The sequence below is a fragment of the Micromonospora sp. NPDC127501 genome (genome assembly GCF_040302185.1).
Taxonomy (GTDB): Bacteria; Actinomycetota; Actinomycetes; order Mycobacteriales; family Micromonosporaceae; genus Micromonospora.
Map to the genome: position 1 here is coordinate 78,093 of NZ_JBEORJ010000007.1, position 16,578 is coordinate 94,670.

The 16,578-nt window shown below is 71.3% G+C and carries 15 protein-coding genes; 8 read left to right on the top strand and 7 right to left on the bottom strand.

Annotation, left to right across the window (positions count from 1 at the left end):
• Positions 1-37: 37 nt before the first annotated feature.
• From ABTW72_RS17930 to ABTW72_RS17945, 4 genes are read right to left on the bottom strand one after another with little or no spacing between them, the layout of a single operon-like run.
• Positions 38-904: a metal ABC transporter permease gene (locus ABTW72_RS17930; protein WP_350860091.1), complete on the bottom strand. Its 867-nt coding sequence runs from the start codon at positions 902-904 to the stop codon at positions 38-40.
• A gap of 3 nt (positions 905-907) precedes the next feature.
• Positions 908-1,669, bottom strand: coding sequence for a metal ABC transporter ATP-binding protein (locus tag ABTW72_RS17935; protein WP_350860093.1), 762 nt, complete (start codon positions 1,667-1,669; stop codon positions 908-910).
• Entirely contained in the window at positions 1,666-2,610 is a 945-nt protein-coding gene (locus tag ABTW72_RS17940) for a metal ABC transporter substrate-binding protein (RefSeq protein ID WP_350860095.1), read from the bottom strand. The genes ABTW72_RS17935 and ABTW72_RS17940 overlap by 4 nt, the downstream gene beginning before the upstream one ends.
• A 54-nt stretch (positions 2,611-2,664) precedes the next feature.
• Entirely contained in the window at positions 2,665-2,922 is a 258-nt protein-coding gene (locus ABTW72_RS17945) for a hypothetical protein (RefSeq protein ID WP_350860097.1), read from the bottom strand.
• Positions 2,923-2,951: 29 nt separating this feature from the next.
• Between ABTW72_RS17945 and ABTW72_RS17950 the strand changes: the two genes are divergently transcribed.
• The 4 genes from ABTW72_RS17950 (at position 2,952) to dusB (ending at position 6,528) form a co-directional block, all read left to right on the top strand.
• Positions 2,952-3,293 (top strand): antibiotic biosynthesis monooxygenase family protein, encoded by a 342-nt coding sequence (locus ABTW72_RS17950; protein ID WP_112589142.1) that lies wholly within the window; start codon positions 2,952-2,954, stop codon positions 3,291-3,293.
• Between the two features lie 24 nt (positions 3,294-3,317).
• Positions 3,318-3,797: a hypothetical protein gene (locus ABTW72_RS17955; protein WP_112589144.1), complete on the top strand. Its 480-nt coding sequence runs from the start codon at positions 3,318-3,320 to the stop codon at positions 3,795-3,797.
• Positions 3,798-3,911: 114 nt separating this feature from the next.
• Positions 3,912-5,291 (top strand): glycine--tRNA ligase, encoded by a 1,380-nt coding sequence (locus ABTW72_RS17960; RefSeq protein ID WP_091409675.1) that lies wholly within the window; start codon positions 3,912-3,914, stop codon positions 5,289-5,291.
• Positions 5,292-5,355: 64 nt separating this feature from the next.
• Positions 5,356-6,528: a tRNA dihydrouridine synthase DusB gene (gene dusB / locus ABTW72_RS17965; RefSeq protein WP_350860100.1), complete on the top strand. Its 1,173-nt coding sequence runs from the start codon at positions 5,356-5,358 to the stop codon at positions 6,526-6,528.
• Positions 6,529-7,087: 559 nt separating this feature from the next.
• Here the strand turns inward: dusB and ABTW72_RS17970 are convergent.
• Positions 7,088-7,747, bottom strand: a complete 660-nt coding sequence (locus ABTW72_RS17970; RefSeq protein ID WP_350860101.1) for a C39 family peptidase — start codon at positions 7,745-7,747, stop codon at positions 7,088-7,090.
• A gap of 623 nt (positions 7,748-8,370) precedes the next feature.
• Positions 8,371-10,149 (bottom strand): beta-N-acetylhexosaminidase, encoded by a 1,779-nt coding sequence (locus tag ABTW72_RS17975; RefSeq protein WP_502892222.1) that lies wholly within the window; start codon positions 10,147-10,149, stop codon positions 8,371-8,373.
• Positions 10,150-10,540: 391 nt separating this feature from the next.
• Here ABTW72_RS17975 and ppdK point away from each other — a divergent pair, with 391 nt between their 5' ends.
• Complete coding sequence (ppdK, locus tag ABTW72_RS17980; RefSeq protein ID WP_350860103.1) at positions 10,541-13,249, top strand: pyruvate, phosphate dikinase; 2,709 nt, start codon at positions 10,541-10,543, stop codon at positions 13,247-13,249.
• Positions 13,250-13,291: 42 nt separating this feature from the next.
• Here the strand turns inward: ppdK and ABTW72_RS17985 are convergent, their stop codons facing one another.
• Positions 13,292-13,792 carry a roadblock/LC7 domain-containing protein gene (locus tag ABTW72_RS17985; RefSeq protein ID WP_350860105.1) on the bottom strand — a complete coding sequence of 167 codons (501 nt, stop codon included), beginning with the start codon at positions 13,790-13,792 and terminating at the stop codon, positions 13,292-13,294.
• Positions 13,793-14,045: 253 nt separating this feature from the next.
• Between ABTW72_RS17985 and ABTW72_RS17990 the strand changes: the two genes are divergently transcribed.
• Genes ABTW72_RS17990 through ABTW72_RS18000 form a run of 3 tightly spaced genes read left to right on the top strand, consistent with a single transcriptional unit; the run spans position 14,046 to position 16,577 of the window.
• Positions 14,046-14,399, top strand: a complete 354-nt coding sequence (locus tag ABTW72_RS17990; protein WP_112675786.1) for a VOC family protein — start codon at positions 14,046-14,048, stop codon at positions 14,397-14,399.
• Positions 14,400-14,441: 42 nt separating this feature from the next.
• Positions 14,442-15,704 (top strand): deoxyguanosinetriphosphate triphosphohydrolase, encoded by a 1,263-nt coding sequence (locus ABTW72_RS17995; RefSeq protein WP_350860107.1) that lies wholly within the window; start codon positions 14,442-14,444, stop codon positions 15,702-15,704.
• A gap of 24 nt (positions 15,705-15,728) precedes the next feature.
• Positions 15,729-16,577 carry a siderophore-interacting protein gene (locus ABTW72_RS18000; RefSeq protein ID WP_350860109.1) on the top strand — a complete coding sequence of 283 codons (849 nt, stop codon included), beginning with the start codon at positions 15,729-15,731 and terminating at the stop codon, positions 16,575-16,577.
• The last annotated feature ends 1 nt before the right edge of the window (position 16,578 follow it).

Below are 16,578 nucleotides of genomic sequence, written 5' to 3' on the forward strand. Positions count from 1 at the left end.
ACGGTAACCAATACCACGGAGTTCGCGCTGACCAGGCTCAGCTCAGCACGACCTCGTGAGGTTCCGGTGTCGGCGCGGCGGTCGGCGTCGCCCGACGGCGCACGACCCTCCAGACAGCGCCGGCCACGGCCACCACCAGGAACGACGCGATCGCCACCAGCACCACCGAGGCGCCCGGTGCGGTGTCCGCCGTGGCCGCCACCCAGACACCCGAACCGGCGGCGAAGAACCCGAGCGCCATCGCGGCGGCCATCGTGCTGCGGAAGCCCCGGGTGACCTGCTGGGCGGTAGCGACCGGCACCACCATCAACGCGCTGATCAGCAGCACGCCGACGGCCCGCATGGCGATGGTCACGGTGACCGCGGTGGCGACCGCGATCAGCAGGTTCAGCGTGCGGACCGGCAGGCCGGAGACCCGGGCGTACTCCTCGTCGTGACTGACCGCGAAGAGCGCCGGCCGCAACGCGATCATCGTGACCAGGATCGCCGCGCCGAGCAGCGCGATGGTGGTCAGGTCGGCGGGCGAGATGGTGGTCAGCGACCCGAACAGGTAGGCGTTGAGGTTCGCGCTGGTCGCGTCGGAGAGGCCAACCAGGAGTACGCCGCCCGCGATGCCGCCGTAGAAGAGCAGGGCCAGAGCCAGGTCACCGGAGGTACGCCCACGGGCCCGGACGATCTCGATGGCGATCGCGCCGATGGTGGCGGCGATCACCGCGACCAGCACCGGCGAGCGGTTGAGCAGCAACCCCGCGCCGACGCCGGTCAGCGCCACGTGCCCCACACCATCGCCGATCAGCGCCAGCCGGCGCTGCACCAGGTAGATGCCGAGCGCCGGCGCGGCCAGGCCGATCACCAGTGCGCCGATCAGGGCGCGCTGCATGTAGGGGTACTGGAAGAGTTCCATGGGTCAGTTGCTCCACAGCCCGGCGGGCTCGTCGTAGCAGTGCGGGTGCACGTGGTCGTGGTCGGGCTCCGCGTGATGGCCGGCCGGGTCCGGCACCGCGCCGTCGTGGGCGATGCGACCCTCGTGAACGACGACGGCCCGGCTGATCACCGGTCGCAGCGGGCCCAGCTCGTGGGCGACGAGCAGCACCGTTCCGCCGTCGCCGACGAAGTCGCGCAGCGCGCCGGCGAACGCCTCCTGGCTGGCCGCGTCCACCCCGGCGGTGGGCTCGTCGAGAACCAGCAGCTCCGGCTGGCCGGCCAGGGCGCGGGCGATCAGGGTGCGCTGCTGCTGGCCGCCGGAGAGCGTGGACACCGGGTCATTGGCCCGGTCGGCGAGCCCGACCGCGCCCAGCGCGGCGTCGACGGCGGACCGGTCGGCTCGACCGGGCGGACGCAGCACTCCCCGACGGGCCAGCCGGCCGGAGGCCACCACCTCCCGGACGGTCGCCGGTACGCCGCCGCCGGCGCCCAGGCGCTGCGGGACGTACCCGATGCGTGCCCACTGCCGGAACCGGCGCAACGGCCGGTCGAAGAGGGTGACCGAGCCGGCGCTGATCGGCACCAGTCCGAGCACGGCGCGGATCAGCGTGGACTTGCCCGAGCCGTTGGCGCCGAGGATCGCGACCACCTCGCCGGCGGTCACGGTGAGCGAGATGTCCCGGAGCACGGGGCGGCCGTCGTAGCCGACCACCCCGTGCTCGACGGTGATGACAGGTGAGGTCACGAGCAGCTCAAGGCCGTCTGCAGGGTCCGCAGGTTGGTGCGCATCACCGAAAGGTAGTCCCCGTTGCTGCCGGCGGCGAGCCCTTCGATCGGGTCGAGCACGGCGGTCTTCGCGCCGACCTGGCCGGCGATGGTCTCGGCCACCTTCGGGCTGACCAGGGTCTCGAAGAAGATCGTGGTGGCCTGGTGCTCCTTCGCCTCCTCGATCACGTGAGCGAGGCGCTGCGGCGAGGGCTCGACGTCCGGGCTCAGCCCGGTGATGCCGACCTGCTCCAGCTGGTAGCGGTCGGCGAGGTAGCCGAACGCGGCGTGGCTGGTCACGATCTCCCGCCGCTGGCAGGTCGCCAGACCGTGCTTGAACTCGCCGTCCAGGGTCGTCAGGTCGGCGCGCAGGGCGGCCGCCCGGGCGGTGTAGTCGGCGGCGTGGTCCGGGTCGGCCTTGCCGAGCCGCTGGGCGAGCTGGTCTCCGATGCCGGCCAGCCGGTTCGGGTCGAGCCAGACGTGCGGGTCCTTGCCGCCGCTCTCCTCGGCGTGCCCCTCCTCGCCCTCGTGGTCGTGCCCGCCGGCGGACGCGTCCAACAGCGGCTGCACGCTGGTCACGTCGAACGCCCGGTCGCCGCCGTTCTGGGCCACGGCGTCGTCCACCGCCGGCTGGAACCCCTTGAGGTAGACGATCAGCTCCGCGTCGCTGACCTCACCGACCTGGCTCGGGTTGAGCTCCAGGTCGTGCGGCTCAGCGCCGGGCTTGGCCAGGTTGGTGACCCGGACCGCGTCGCCGCCGATCCGTTCGGCCAGGAACTGGAGGGGGTAGAACGCGGCCACCACGTCGACTCGCTGGGGGTCGGCGCCGGCGGCACCGCCGGTGGAGCAGCCGGCCCCGGCGCCCAGGGCGAGGAGGGCGGTCGCGGCGGCCAGGACACGGTACGTGGTGCGGTTGGTCATGTCGTCAACTGTCCGTGGCAACGATAATGATTGTCAAAAACGCATGATTGCATGTCAGAGGAGCTTCGCGAGGCCCACCGTCACCAGCAGGGTGAGCATCACCAGTCGGATCACCCGGGTCTGCGGCGCCTGAACCGCCCAGGTTGTCGCCAACAGGGCGGTCAGGACCCCGGCGAGCGCGAGCGTGAGCAGCCCGCCGATCACCCCGGGCGTGAAGAACGCCACCAGCACCACCACCAGGGTGAGCAGGAACACCGACGTCGGGTTCGCCCCGGCCAACCGGGCGAGCAGAGGGCGCTGCGTACGCTGCATCCCACAGACTCTACGAGGAGGAACCCCCGGTGCTGGTGACCAACCGGTTCGTGGTCGACGTCGATGCCGCCGACGGCTTCACCGAACGGGCGCACGCCGCCCTCACCGCGCTGGCCGCCCGGCCCGGGTACCTGCGCGGCCAACTGGTCCGGGCGCTGGACGACCCCCGGCACTGGTCACTGGTCACCGAATGGGAGTCGGTCGGCACGTACCGGCGGGCGCTGGGCGCCTTCGAGGTCAAGGTCAGCGCCGTGCCGCTGCTCGCCGAGTCCGTCGACGAGCCCTCCGCCTACGAGGCGCTGGCCACCGCCGCCCCCGGCGGGGCCGTGGTCGTCGCCGAGAGTGATCGGGCTGCGGGTCCTTACCGCTGAGCCGCCGGACACTACGCTGCTCCTATGACCGCACCCGCCCCGCCACCCGGTCCCGGGGTGGCTCCGCCGTTCGCCGCGCCGCCCACCGAGGGCCGCCGGACTCGGCTCTGGATCGGCCTCGGCGTCGGCGCGCTCGCCGTGGTGCTCTGCTGCGGCGGGGGTGGCACCGCCGTCGTCGGCCTGGCCGTCAGCGGAGTCCAGGCGATCCGGGAACAGGCTCGCACCGTGACCGGCGACTACTACCAGGCGCTGGTCGAGCGGAACTACGGGCGGGCGTACGACCAGCTCTGTGACGACGCGCAGCGGCGTGAGTCCCGGCCGGAGTTCGAGCGGCGCGCTGCCGCCGAACCGCAGGTGACCGCGTTCCGGGTAGGCGAGGTGGACACCACCTACCTGACCGTGCCGGTCGACGTGACCCTCGACGGCGGCGACCGGGAGCGGCAACAGGTCAGCCTCGGCCAGGACGGGCAGACCGGCGGCGTGGAGGTCTGCGAGGTCAGCTGACCCGTCCCCGGTATTCTGCTGGGCTCGGGGCGACGGTGGTCGTACCGTTGTCCCGAACCGACCGTTCCATCCACATCTCGCCCCCGCCGACCGCCAGCCGGCGTAGGAGGAAACATGCCAGCCGACCGTATCGATGCCGTCGTCAGCCTCGCCAAGCGCCGAGGCTTCGTCTTCCCCTCCAGTGAGATCTACGGAGGCACCCGATCGGCGTGGGACTACGGTCCGCTCGGCGTGGAGCTCAAGGAGAACGTCCGCCGGCAGTGGTGGAAGACCATGGTCCAGCAGCGCGACGACGTCGTCGGCCTGGACTCCGCGGTGATCCTGTCCCGCAAGGTGTGGGAGGCGTCCGGCCACATCGCCGAGTTCGTCGACCCGCTCACCGAGTGCCAGTTCTGTCACAAGCGGTTCCGGGCCGACCACCTGGAAGAGGCGTACGCCGAGAAGCACGGCAAGCCGCTGACCTCACTGGCCGAGCTGAACTGCCCCAACTGCGGCAACAAGGGCACCTTCACCGAGCCGAAGATGTTCAACGGCCTGATGAAGACCTACCTGGGCCCGGTGGAGAGCGACGAGGGGCTGCACTACCTGCGCCCGGAGACCGCACAGGGCATCTTCGTCAACTACAAGAACGTCGAGACGGTCGCCCGCAAGAAGCCCCCGTTCGGCATCGCGCAGACCGGCAAGTCGTTCCGCAACGAGATCACCCCGGGCAACTTCATCTTCCGGACCCGCGAGTTCGAGCAGATGGAGATGGAGTTCTTCGTGGAGCCGGGCACCGACGAGCAGTGGCACGAGTACTGGCTCCAGGAGCGCTGGAACTGGTACCTCGACCTCGGCCTCTCGGCGGACAATCTGCGCCTGTTCGAGCACCCCAAGGAGAAGCTGTCGCACTACTCGAAGCGGACTGTGGACATCGAGTACCGCTTCCAGTTCGGTGGCACCGAGTTCGCCGAGCTGGAGGGTGTCGCCAACCGCACCGACTTCGACCTCTCCACGCACAGCAAGCACTCCGGCGTCGACCTGTCGTACTTCGACCAGAGCAAGAGTGAGCGCTGGATGCCGTACGTCATCGAGCCGGCCGCGGGTCTGACCCGCGCGGTGCTCGCCTTCCTGCTGGAGGCGTACGACGAGGACGAGGCGCCGAACACCAAGGGCGGCGTGGACAAGCGCACCGTGATGCGGTTCGACCCGAGGCTCGCCCCGGTCAAGGTGGCGGTGCTGCCGCTGTCCCGCAACGAGGCGCTGTCGCCCAAGGCCAAGGACCTCGCGACCCTGCTGCGCAAGCGCTGGGTGGTGGAGTTCGACGACTCGCAGGCGATCGGGCGTCGCTACCGTCGGCAGGACGAGATCGGCACCCCGTTCTGTGTGACTGTCGACTTCGACACCCTGGACGACAACGCGGTGACGGTGCGCAACCGGGACACCATGGCCCAGGAGCGCGTCTCCCTGGACCAGGTCGAGCGCTACCTGATCGAGCGTCTCCCCGGCTGCTGAGACTGTGCGCACGGGGCCTCGACCGACGCGATGAGCGCCGGTCGGGGCCCCGTACACTTGTCCGGTGACTGCCTCGACCGTGCCCGCGCTGCGCCCGCTGACTCTCGGCCAGCACCAGGTGTGGCCGCCGGTCGTGCTCGCGCCGATGGCCGGGATCACCAACATCGGGTTCCGTCGGCTCTGTCGCGAGCAGGGCGGCGGCATCTACGTCTGCGAGATGATCACCACTCGGGCGCTGGTCGAGCGCAACCCGAAGACGCTGCGCATGATCGCGTTCGGCGACGACGAGAAGCCCCGCAGTCTCCAGCTCTACGGCACCGATCCGGAGATCACCGCCGCCGCCGTGCGGATCGTCGTCGAGCGCAACCTGGCCGATCACATCGACCTCAACTTCGGCTGCCCGGTCCCCAAGGTCACTCGGCGTGGCGGCGGCGCGGCGCTACCGTGGCGGCGCCGGCTCTTCGCGCGACTCGTGCGGGCCGCGGTGGCCGCCGCGTCGCCGTCCGGCGTGCCGGTCACGGTCAAGATGCGCAAGGGCATCGACGACGACCACCTGACGTACGTCGAAGCCGGGCTGGCCGCCCAGGAGGCCGGCGTGGCCGCGGTGGCCCTGCACGGTCGGACGGCCGCGCAGCGCTACTCGGGCACCGCCGACTGGGACGCGATCGCCACCCTGAAGCAGGCCCTCGACGTGCCGGTGCTCGGCAACGGCGACATCTGGGAGGCTGACGACGCGCTGCGCATGGTGGCCCACACCGGCGTGGATGGCGTGGTCATCGGGCGCGGCTGCCTGGGCCGACCGTGGCTCTTCGCCGACCTGGAGGCCGCGTTCAACGGTCGGCCGGAGCGGCGGCTGCCCACCCTCGGCGAGGTGGCGGTGACCATGCGCCGGCACGCCGAGCTGCTGGTCGACCAGTTCACGGCCGGCGCCCGCAACCCGGCCCGAGGTGAACGGGACGGCTGCACCGACTTCCGCAAGCACGTCGCCTGGTACCTCAAGGGCTTCCCGGTCGGCGGCGAGCTGCGGCGCTCGCTGGCGATGATCGAAAGCCTGGCCCAGCTCGACGATCTGCTGGGCAAGCTCGACCCGGCGGAGCCGTTCCCGATGACCGCCCTCGGGCAGCCGCGCGGGCGTACCAACTCGCCCGGCAAGGTCTTCCTGCCGGAGGGCTGGCTGGCCAGCCGGGACGACGACACGGTCCCCGAGGGCGCCGAGATGGACGACTCCGGCGGCTGACTCCCGGCGGTTGGCTGAGTTCCCTGGGCGTCGGCGGTTGGCTGAGCTACCTGGCCGTCGGCGGTTGGCTGTGTTCCCTGGGCCGTGGCGGCCGGCTGAGCCTCTGACCGGTGGCAAATCGGTCAGCGAGCGTCCCTCCGGAACGCGGGCTCGAACCAAAGTCGCTGCCGGCGCGCCGGTCGCCCCGCGCCCTCGGTAGTGGCGCTCGGTCTTCCTCGACACTCCGCGCGGAGGCTGGGCAGATGAGTGCGGCGCTCTATCGAGCTGATGTCGTGAACGAATCACCAGCTCGGTTCGGTCGAGCCATGACTCTGATTCGTCTACGACATCAGCTCCAAAGGAGCCGTGACGCGGTCCGTGGGGTGGCCCGCTGTGATCGGGTGGTTGGTCCGGTGGTTGGTCCGGTGGGTGGCTTACCGGGGGTGGTCTGGTCAGCTCGGTTGACCCCCCCGACTCCGTTCGAGCCTGCCGAGGGCGCGTGGACGGTGACCCGGTCATGCCGAAGGGCCGGGCCCCGTGGTGGGGTCCGGCCCTTCAGTGTGTGCTGGTGGTGCTGGGGTCAGCTGGTGGCGTAGCCGCGGGTGGCGATCCAGTCGGCGAGGTGCTCGACGGTGACTTCGTAGGAGGCGGTGTTCGCATCGGCGGAGTCGGCGATCTTCACTACGTTGCCGCCGTCGCGGTAGCCCACGACGCTGATGTAGTGCCCGCCCTCGAAGGAGTGCGTCCCGCCGTCGGTGTCGACGCTGGTGCCGGCGATGTTGGCGACCACGGCCCGGCCGTCGTCGACGGTGCGGACGATGTCGGCGCGCAGCCGGTCGGTCTGCGTGGCGTCGGCGTCGGGGCTGGAGATCTCCACGCTGTGGTAGGCGTCGTTCTTGCCGGTTTCCTTGTTGAGCACGGGGGTGATGTCGTTGATGGAGTTGGTGCCGGCCTCGGTGGTGCCCATTTCCTTGGCCATGGCGTCCACGCTGATGTCCTTGCCCTGTACGGACAGGGCGTTACGCGTGGCGGCCGGGCCGCAGTAGTAGAAGTTCGGCTGGGCCTCGTAGCGCACACCGAGCTGACGCTCACCGGCGGGCTTGCGGTCGCTCTGCGTCTGGGTGGCCGGCTTGGCATCCGAGGCGGCGTAGGCGGCGGTCACCGGTCCGGCGATGGCCCCGCCGGTGAACGCGAGGCCGGCGGCGGTCAGGGCGGTCTTACGGATCAGATCGGTACGCATGATGGCGTGCTCCTCTGCATCGGGGGTGCTCGCACGGCAGTCAACGGGGGGTCGGTGCGACCGTGCGGGAAAGTTCGAGGGGTTCTGCCCGGTGACCCGCGAAGGGGGTCGGCGTCGGGACAGGGTGTAACCGTTCGCGGTGGCAGGTCATTCCGCCTACCCGCAGGGGGTCGGCCGGTGGTGCTGCTCGACCGTGCCGGGGGGGTGTAACCGGGGTGGGCTGGCGGATGTTCCCGCCGGCTGCCGCGCCCGGATGCTCGACCGTGCGGGGGATGTAACCGGGGTGGCCTGGCGGGTGTTCCCGGCGGGGGCCGGCGCGCCGATGACCCGGGCTGTTGCGGTGGTCTGCCAGGTATAACGACCCGGCCTGGCCGCCGATTCCGTCCCCGGGGTGGCCCCGACCACCCGACACCACGGTCAAACCCGACAAACCATCCAGGCCGGCAGAACGTGACGCGGATCGGCCGGCGGCCCGCCGTACGGAACCTCGGATCCCGCATGATCGTGCTCGATCCAGGAAACAGGCCCCTCCCCACGCCACGAGGCCACTACATCCAGGATCGAGCACGATCATGGGGGCGGGACCGCCCATCAAGGGGCGAGCGAGGCAGCTGAGCCGGGGATCAGGGCGTGGCGGTGTCGGTTTGGGGCATGTTGCGTTGTGTCGGGATGGTCGGTGCGGTGGGCCAGGGGATCTCGGGAGCTCGGTGGAAGGTGATCCCAGCCGTCGTCCAGCGCGGGCCCTGGCCGGCGAGGCGGTCGCGGAAGTCGGCCCAGTTGTGGGTCGCCCGGGTGGACCAGCCCAACTCGGCGATGGCCGGGAGGCGGGGCAGGAGCAGGAGTTCGATGTCGGCCAGCGAGGTGACCGATTCGGTCCAGAGCGGGGCCTCCACACCGAGAACCGCCTCGGCGGGTACGTCGGCGACGTGCGTTCCCGGATCCCAGTCGTACGCCTTTCGTACGTCGATGAGGCCGGCCCAGTCGTGCCCGATCGGGGTGTCCGGGGCGTACTTCATGTCCAGGTAGGCGTGGTTGCCGGGGGAGACGATCAGCCGGGCGCCCCGGCGTACGGCGTCGACGGTGGTGGGGTCTTCGCCGTTCGTGCCCCACCACTGCAGGACCCGGCCGTCGAGGTGCGCGGCCGGCGCGAGCTGGTGCCAGCCGACGACGGTCTTGCCGAGGTCGGCCACGATGCGCTGGACCCGCTCGACGAAACCGGTGTAGACCTCGCCCTTCACCTTGAACGCCTCGTCGCCGCCGATGTGCAGCAAGGGGCCGGGGGTGAGCGCGGCCACCTCGCCCAGCACGTCGGCGACGAAGTCGTACGTCCGCTCGTCGGCCGGGTCGACGTAGCTGAAGCCGACCTCGGTGCCGGTGTACGGCGGCGGTGCGATCTTGTCCGGTGCCAGCTCCGGGTACGCGACCAGCGCCGAGTTGGTGTGCCCCGGGAGGTCGATCTCCGGGACGACGGTGATGTGGTGGGCGGCCGCGTAGGAGACGATCCGCTGGTAGTCGGCCTTTGTGTAGTGCCCGCCGGGGCCGCCGCCGACCTCGGTCGTCCCGCCGACGGTGGTCAGCTTCGGCCAGGAGTCGACGGCGATCCGCCAGCCCTGGTCGTCGGTGAGGTGCAGGTGCAGGTGGTTGAGCTTGTAGCGGGCCAGGTGGTCGACCACCCGCAGCACGTCCTCGACGGCGAAGAAGTGTCGCGCGACGTCGAGCATCGCGCCGCGGTAGGGGAACCGGGGTGCGTCGGTGATGGCCCCGCCGGGCAGCGCCCAACGTTCGGTGACCGGGCTGGGGCTCTCGATCGCCGCTGGCAACAGTTGGCGCAGCGTCTGTACGCCGTAGAAGAGGCCGGCGGCGGTGGCGGCGGTGACGCGTACCCCGTCGGTGGCGATGTCGAGGCGGTAGCCCTCCGCACCGATGTCGAGGCGGTAGCCCTCCGCGCCGAGGTCGGCGCTGTAGCTCTCCGCGCCGAGGCCGGCGCTGTCGTCGAGCACCAGCGCGATGCCACCGGCCGGCTCCGGCGTGGTGGCGTCGGTGACCGGCAGCGGGTAGCCGGTGGCCGGACGCAGGAGCTGGGCGAGCTGCTCGGCCACCGCCAGCGCGGCGGGGTCGGCACTCGACACGATGACCGCGTCGGCCGGGAGTACCCAGTCGGCGGTCGGGTCCGGCTGGACCTGCTGCGGGGCGGGCACGACGGCCAGCCGGTGCGGGGCTGCCGGGGCGAGCAAGGTGCCAGCGGTCTGCTCGGCCGCGCGGGCCAGCGTGGCCGCGTCCGGTTCCTCCGGCGAGAGCGGCGCGCGGGCCAGCGTGGCCGCGTCCGGTTCCTCCGCCGACAGCGGCGCGCGGGCCAGCGTGGCCGCGTCCGGTTCCTCCGCCGACAGCGGCGAGCGGGCCAGCGTGGCGGCGTCCGGTTCCCCCGTCGACAGCGGCGCGGGGACGGCGGTGGGGCCGGGGGAGGGGGTGGTCGACACGGCGGCGACTCCGGGGGTGTATTCGCGTCGGTTATGGCAAAAGCGAGGTTCACCGGCTGGCGTGGCGTCAAGCGTACGACGCTCAGCCGGGATGCGTGATGGTGCGCATGGAAGCGTTCCCAAAAACCGGTACGAACACGGATAGTCGTGATGGCTGTGCCAATTGTCACCGAACGGTCCCAGGTCACTCGATGTTCGCTTAACCTTCGCCCACCGATCGACGTTGACCCCGGGATTACCGGCGGTCCGTCCCGGGGAAGAAGAAAACTGAACCTTCGTTAAGTGTCAATCCGGCGCGTGTGTTGTGGAGGCTCTGGTGGCAGCGCAAGAGACCGTCGATCACAAGTACGTCTACGACTTCTCCGAAGGCAACAAGGAACTCAAGGAGCTGCTCGGCGGCAAGGGGGCAAACCTCGCCGAGATGACCAACCTGGGCCTGCCCGTCCCGCCCGGCTTCACCATCACCACCGAGGCGTGCCAGGCGTACCTCGCGACGGGACGGGAGCCGGACGGGCTCGCCGGCCAGATCGAGGCGCACCTGGAAGCGCTGGAGCGCGAGATGGGCAAGCGCCTCGGCGACCCGCAGGACCCGCTGCTGGTCTCCGTCCGCTCCGGTGCCAAGTTCTCCATGCCCGGCATGATGGAGACCGTCCTCAACGTCGGTCTCAACGATCAGAGCGTGGTCGGGCTCTCCGCACAGGCGGGGGGCAACGACAGGTTCGCCTGGGACTCCTACCGGCGACTCATCCAGATGTTCGGCAAGACCGTCTGCGAGGTGCCGGGCGAGGAGTTCGAGCACGCGCTCGACGAGGCCAAGCACGCCAAGGGCACCCACAACGACCTGGATCTGGACGCCGCTGACCTGCGTGGGCTGGTCGACGCGTACAAGAAGATCTTCTTGAAGCACACCGGTCGGGAGTTCCCGCAGCAGCCACGCGAACAGCTCGACCTGGCCATCCGGGCGGTCTTCGAGTCGTGGAACGCCGAGCGCGCGGTGCTCTACCGCCGCCAGGAGCGCATCCCGGCCGACCTGGGCACCGCGGTCAACGTGGTGACCATGGTCTTCGGCAACCTCGGGCCCGACTCCGGCACCGGGGTCGCGTTCACCCGTGACCCGGCCAGCGGCGCGCAGGGCATCTACGGCGACTACCTGGCCAACGCCCAGGGTGAGGACGTGGTCGCCGGCATCCGCAACACGGTGCCGTTGCAGGAGCTGGAGCAGCTCGACAAGACCTCCTACGACGAGTTGCTGGGCATCATGGCCCGGCTGGAGGAGCACTACAAGGACCTCTGCGACATCGAGTTCACCATCGAACGCGGCAAGCTGTGGATGTTGCAGACCCGGGTCGGCAAGCGCACCGCCGCCGCCGCGTTCGTCATCGCCGGGCAACTCGTCGACGAGGGCCTGATCGACCTGGACGAGGCGCTGCACCGGGTCAACGGCGCGCAACTGGCCCAGCTGATGTTCCCGCGCTTCCAGCTCGACCACGAGTTCCAACCGGTCGCCAAGGGCATCGGCGCGTCGCCCGGCGCGGCGTCCGGCAAAGTGGTCTTCACCTCCGCCCGAGCCGTCGAGCTGGCCGCCGAGGGTGAGTCGGTGATCCTGGTGCGCCGGGAGACCAACCCGGACGACCTGAACGGCATGATCGCCGCGCAGGGCATCCTCACCTCGCGCGGCGGCAAGACCAGCCACGCCGCGGTGGTGGCCCGGGGCATGGGCAAGACCTGTGTCTCCGGTGCCGACGAGATCGAGGTGAACGTGCCGGCGAAGCGGTTCACAGTGGCCGGGCAGACCGTCGCCGAGGGAGACGTGGTGTCCATCGACGGCACCACCGGCAAGGTCTACCTCGGCGAGGTGCCGGTCATGCCCTCCGAGGTCGTGCAGTACTTCGAGGGCAGCCTCGACCCCGAGCACATCGACAACGCGCTGGTCCGGGCCGTACACCGGATCATGACGCACGCCGACGGGAAGCGGCGGCTGGCGGTCCGCACGAACGCCGACACCGGCGCGGACGCCGCCCGGGCCCGGCGCTTCGGCGCCGAGGGCATCGGGCTGTGCCGCACCGAGCACATGTTCCTCGGTGACCGGCGGGAGTTGGTCGAGCGGCTGATCCTGGCCCGGGCCCCGGGCGAGCGGGAGGCGGCGCTGGCGGCGTTGCTGCCGTTGCAGCGGGCCGACTTCGAGGAGATCTTCCGCGAGATGGACGGCCTGCCGGTCACCGTCCGGCTCATCGACCCGCCGTTGCACGAGTTCCTGCCGCCGTTGGAGCAGCTCGCCGTCAACGTGGCGGTCGCCCAGGAACGCGGCGAGGACGTCGCCAAGGAGGAGGCGCTGCTCGCCGCCGTCCGGCGGATGCACGAGGAGAACCCGATGCTCGGGCTGCGGGGCGTACGCCTCGGCCTGGTCATCCCCGGCCTGTTCGCGATGCAGGTCCGGGCCATCGCCGAGGCGGCCGTCAGCTGTGCCCGCGGCGGCGGGGTGGCGAAACCGGAGATCATGGTGCCGCTGGTCGGAGCCGTACAGGAGTTGGAGACGGTCCGCGCCGAGGCCGAGAAGATCATCGCCGAGGTGGTCGGGGACAGCGGCGTCGAGGTGCTGATCGGGACCATGATCGAGGTGCCCCGGGCGGCGCTGACCGCCGGGCAGATCGCCGAGGCCGCCGAGTTCTTCTCCTTCGGCACCAACGACCTGACCCAGATGGGCTGGGGCTTCTCCCGCGACGACGTCGAGGGCGCGTTCTTCTGGCGCTACCTGGAGTTGGGCATCTTCGGCATCTCGCCGTTCGAGTCGATCGACCGCGACGGCGTCGGTCGGCTGGTGCGGATCGCCGCCGAGGAGGGTCGGGCCGCCCGGCCCGGGCTGAAGCTCGGCATCTGCGGTGAGCACGGTGGCGACCCGGACTCGGTGCACTTCTTCCACGAGGTCGGCCTGGACTACGTGTCCTGCTCGCCGTTCCGGGTGCCGGTGGCCCGGTTGGAGGCCGGTCGAGCGGTCGTGGAGACCGGCGGGTCGGACAGCCGCTGACGCACGCCGGCGGCGGCCTGGTCACCCGGCCGCCGCCGGCGCTCAGATCGGCGGGCGACGCCAGGTGGGTCGGGACGAGCGGCGCAGCTGCGCCGGCAGGGTCGCCATCGGGGTACGCGTGGCGAGCGGGGCGTGCGCGTCCGGTACGGAGGTCGCGCCGATGCCTCCGCCGCGAACGTCCAGGAACGACCCCGCCCGACGGGCGACCGCCCGCGCCTCCTCGTGCAGCGCCTCCAGGTCCCCCGCCGCCGACGCGGTGACGAGGGTCAGCAGGGCGCTGCGCCCGGCCGGGTAGGTGACCACGCAGCCGGCGGTGGTGCACACGACCGACTCCCGGAACTCACCCTGCCGGACGGTGTCGGCCACCCGGTGCCCGAGCCCGAAACTCGCGGCGGCGAGCGCGGCGAGATGGGTGGCGTCGGTGCTGGGTAGGTCGCTGGAGATGAGCAGGCCGTCGGTGCCCGCGAGCACCGTGCCGGCGATGTCGGGTCGTCGCTGGCGCAGCCCGCGTAGCTCCGAACCCATCACCGTGTCTGCGTCCACGAGCGTTACCCCTCACCGGTCGGCTCTGCGTGTCAGTCGGCTGGTTACGTTCCGCGCTGGGAACGCTACCGGTGGCGACTTCCGGCCGCGAGCCCGTAACCCTCGGCGATCGGTCGGCAACTGCGGGCCAATCGGTGGTTGTGTGCCCTTCGTCGATGCGTCGTGAGCCTGTCGAGCAGTGGGGGCGGGCGTAATCTTGGCTCGCTCGCACACGGCCGATTGGGCGCCGCGTCGAACGGGAAGAGGTGACTGCATGACCAGTGTCTGGGAGAGCCTGACTGTCGACGCCCGCGATCCGGCCCGACTGGCCCGTTGGTGGGCCGAAGCGCTCGGCTATCAGGTCGTCACCGAGACTCCGAGCGGCGTGGAGATCCGCCAGTCCCCGGACCAGTTGCCCGCCCTGTTCTTCGGCCCGGTGGCCGAGGGCAAGGAGCGCAAGAACCGGCTGCACCTCGACCTGCGCCCCGCCAACCAGGAGGCTGAGGTCGAGCGCCTGGTCGACATGGGCGCCCGGCACGTCGACATCGGTCAGGGCGACGTCGAGTGGACGGTACTGGCCGACCCCGAGGGCAACGAGTTCTGCGTGTTGCGTGAGCGTGAGGAGTGAGCCGGTCTTGCGAGCCCCGCAGTCGCGAACAACAGAAACCCTGTGAGCGCGAGGACTGAGCCGGGGGCGGCGGACGCGCGGTTGGTCGAGGAGCCGCCCAAGGACACCGGGCATCGTCGGTCGCCGTACGAGCGCGACCGGGCCCGGGTGCTGCACTCGGCGGCGTTTCGCCGGCTGGCCACCAAGACCCAGGTGCACACCGCCGGCACTGACGACTTCCTGCGTACGCGGCTGACGCACTCGTTGGAGGTGGCCCAGATCGCCCGGGAGATGGGTGCCCGGCTGGGCTGCGACCCGGACGTGGTGGACGTGGCGGGGCTTGCGCACGACCTCGGCCACCCGCCGTTCGGGCACAACGGCGAGGCTGCGCTGGATCTGCTCGCCACGCCGTGCGGTGGCTTCGAGGGCAACGCGCAGACCCTGCGGGTGTTGACCCGCCTGGAGGCGAAGGTGCTCGCCCCGGACGGCTCGTCCGCCGGGCTGAACCTGACCCGGGCGTCGCTGGACGCGATCGGCAAGTACCCCTGGCCTCGCCGGCCGGGGGAGCGCAAGTTCGGGGTGTACGCCGACGACGCGGCCGTCTTCGACTGGATCCGCGCCGGCGCGCCCGGCGACCGGCGCTGCCTTGAGGCCCAGGTGATGGACTGGGCCGACGACGTTGCCTACTCGGTGCACGACGTGGAGGACGGCATCCACGGTGGTTATGTCACGTTGCACCCGCTGCTCGCCGACGCCGACGAGCGGGCCGCGCTCTGCGCCGACGTGGCCGCCGCCTACTCCGGGGAGTCCGCGGCGGACCTGGCCGAGGTGCTCGTCGATCTGCTGGCCGGTCCGCTGCTCGCCCCGTTCGCCGGGTACGACGGCAGCCATCGCGCACAGGTCGCGTTGAAGGCCACCACCAGTGGGGTGACCGGGCTGTTCGTGTCCGCGGCGGTGGCGGCGACGGAGGAGCGCTTTGGTCCGGGCCCGCACCGCCGCTACGCCGCCGACCTGGTGGTGCCCCGTCTGGTGCGGGCGCAGTGCGCGCTGCTCAAGGGGATCGCGTTGCGGTACGTGATGCGGCGCAGTGGCTTCCGGGGCCGCTACGAGCGGCAGCGGACGATGCTGGCGGAGTTGGTCGCCGCGCTGGTCCGGCGTGCCCCGGAAGGGCTCGACCCGATCTTCGCCCCGCTGTGGCGGGCTGCCCCGGACGACCGGGCCAGACTGCGGGTGGTGATCGACCAGGTCGCCTCGCTCACCGACCCGGCGGCGGTGACCTGGCACACCCGCCTGGGCGGCAAGGGGACACCCCCGGCCGACCATTAGCCAGCTTAGGCTAGCCTAACTGGCATGACGGAACGCTCCAGGAACGTCACCTCGGCCCAGGTGCTGCGCACCGAGCGGCCCACCCCACACCTGATCCGGCTCGTCCTCGGTGGGGACGAACTGGTCGGCCTGCCGGTGGGCGAGTTTACCGACCACTACATCAAGGTGGTGTTCCCGCAGCCGGGGGTGGAGTACCCGCAGCCGTTGGACCTTGCCGCGATCCGCCGGGACCTGCCCCGGGAGCAGTGGCCCCGGCTGCGCGCGTACACGGTGCGCCGCTGGGATCCGCTGTCCGGGGAGCTGACCGTCGACGTGGTGCACCACGGCGACGAGGGGTTGGCCGGCCCGTGGGCCGCCGCGCTGCGTCCCGGCGATCCGGTGCACTTCGTCGGCCCCGGCGGCGCGTACGCCCCGAACCCGGAGGCGGACTGGCATCTGCTGGTCGGTGACGAGAGCGCCCTGCCGGCGATCGCCGCCGCGTGCGAGCGCCTACCGCTGGGTGCCCCCGCCCACGTCTTCGTGGAGATCGCCGACCCGGCGGAGGAGCAGAAGCTGCTCAGCCCCGGGGCGGTCGAGGTGACCTGGCTGCATCGCGGCGAACGCCCGGTGGGCGAGGCGCTGGTCGCGGCGGTACGGGCGTTGGAGTTCCCGGCCGGCCAGGTGCACGCGTTCGTGCACGGCGAGGCCGCCTTCGTCCGGGAGTTGCGCCGTCTGCTGCGGGGCGAGCGGGGCGTACCCCTCGACCGGCTCTCCATCTCCGGCTACTGGCGGCGCGGCATGGACGACGAGGGCTGGCGCTCCACCAAGGCCGACTGGAACCAGCAGGTGGCGGCCGAGGAGACAGCCATTCCGCAGCCCGCTGCGGCGGCTTGAT

Coding starts and splice junctions, on each gene's coding strand:
- ABTW72_RS17930 (WP_350860091.1), bottom strand. CDS start 904: ATGGAACTCTTCCAGTACCCCTACATGCAGCGCGCCCTGATCGGCGCA.
- ABTW72_RS17940 (WP_350860095.1), bottom strand. CDS start 2,610: ATGACCAACCGCACCACGTACCGTGTCCTGGCCGCCGCGACCGCCCTC.
- ABTW72_RS17945 (WP_350860097.1), bottom strand. CDS start 2,922: ATGCAGCGTACGCAGCGCCCTCTGCTCGCCCGGTTGGCCGGGGCGAAC.
- ABTW72_RS17955 (WP_112589144.1), top strand. CDS start 3,318: ATGACCGCACCCGCCCCGCCACCCGGTCCCGGGGTGGCTCCGCCGTTC.
- ABTW72_RS17960 (WP_091409675.1), top strand. CDS start 3,912: ATGCCAGCCGACCGTATCGATGCCGTCGTCAGCCTCGCCAAGCGCCGA.
- ABTW72_RS17970 (WP_350860101.1), bottom strand. CDS start 7,747: ATGCGTACCGATCTGATCCGTAAGACCGCCCTGACCGCCGCCGGCCTC.
- ABTW72_RS17990 (WP_112675786.1), top strand. CDS start 14,046: ATGACCAGTGTCTGGGAGAGCCTGACTGTCGACGCCCGCGATCCGGCC.
- ABTW72_RS18000 (WP_350860109.1), top strand. CDS start 15,729: ATGACGGAACGCTCCAGGAACGTCACCTCGGCCCAGGTGCTGCGCACC.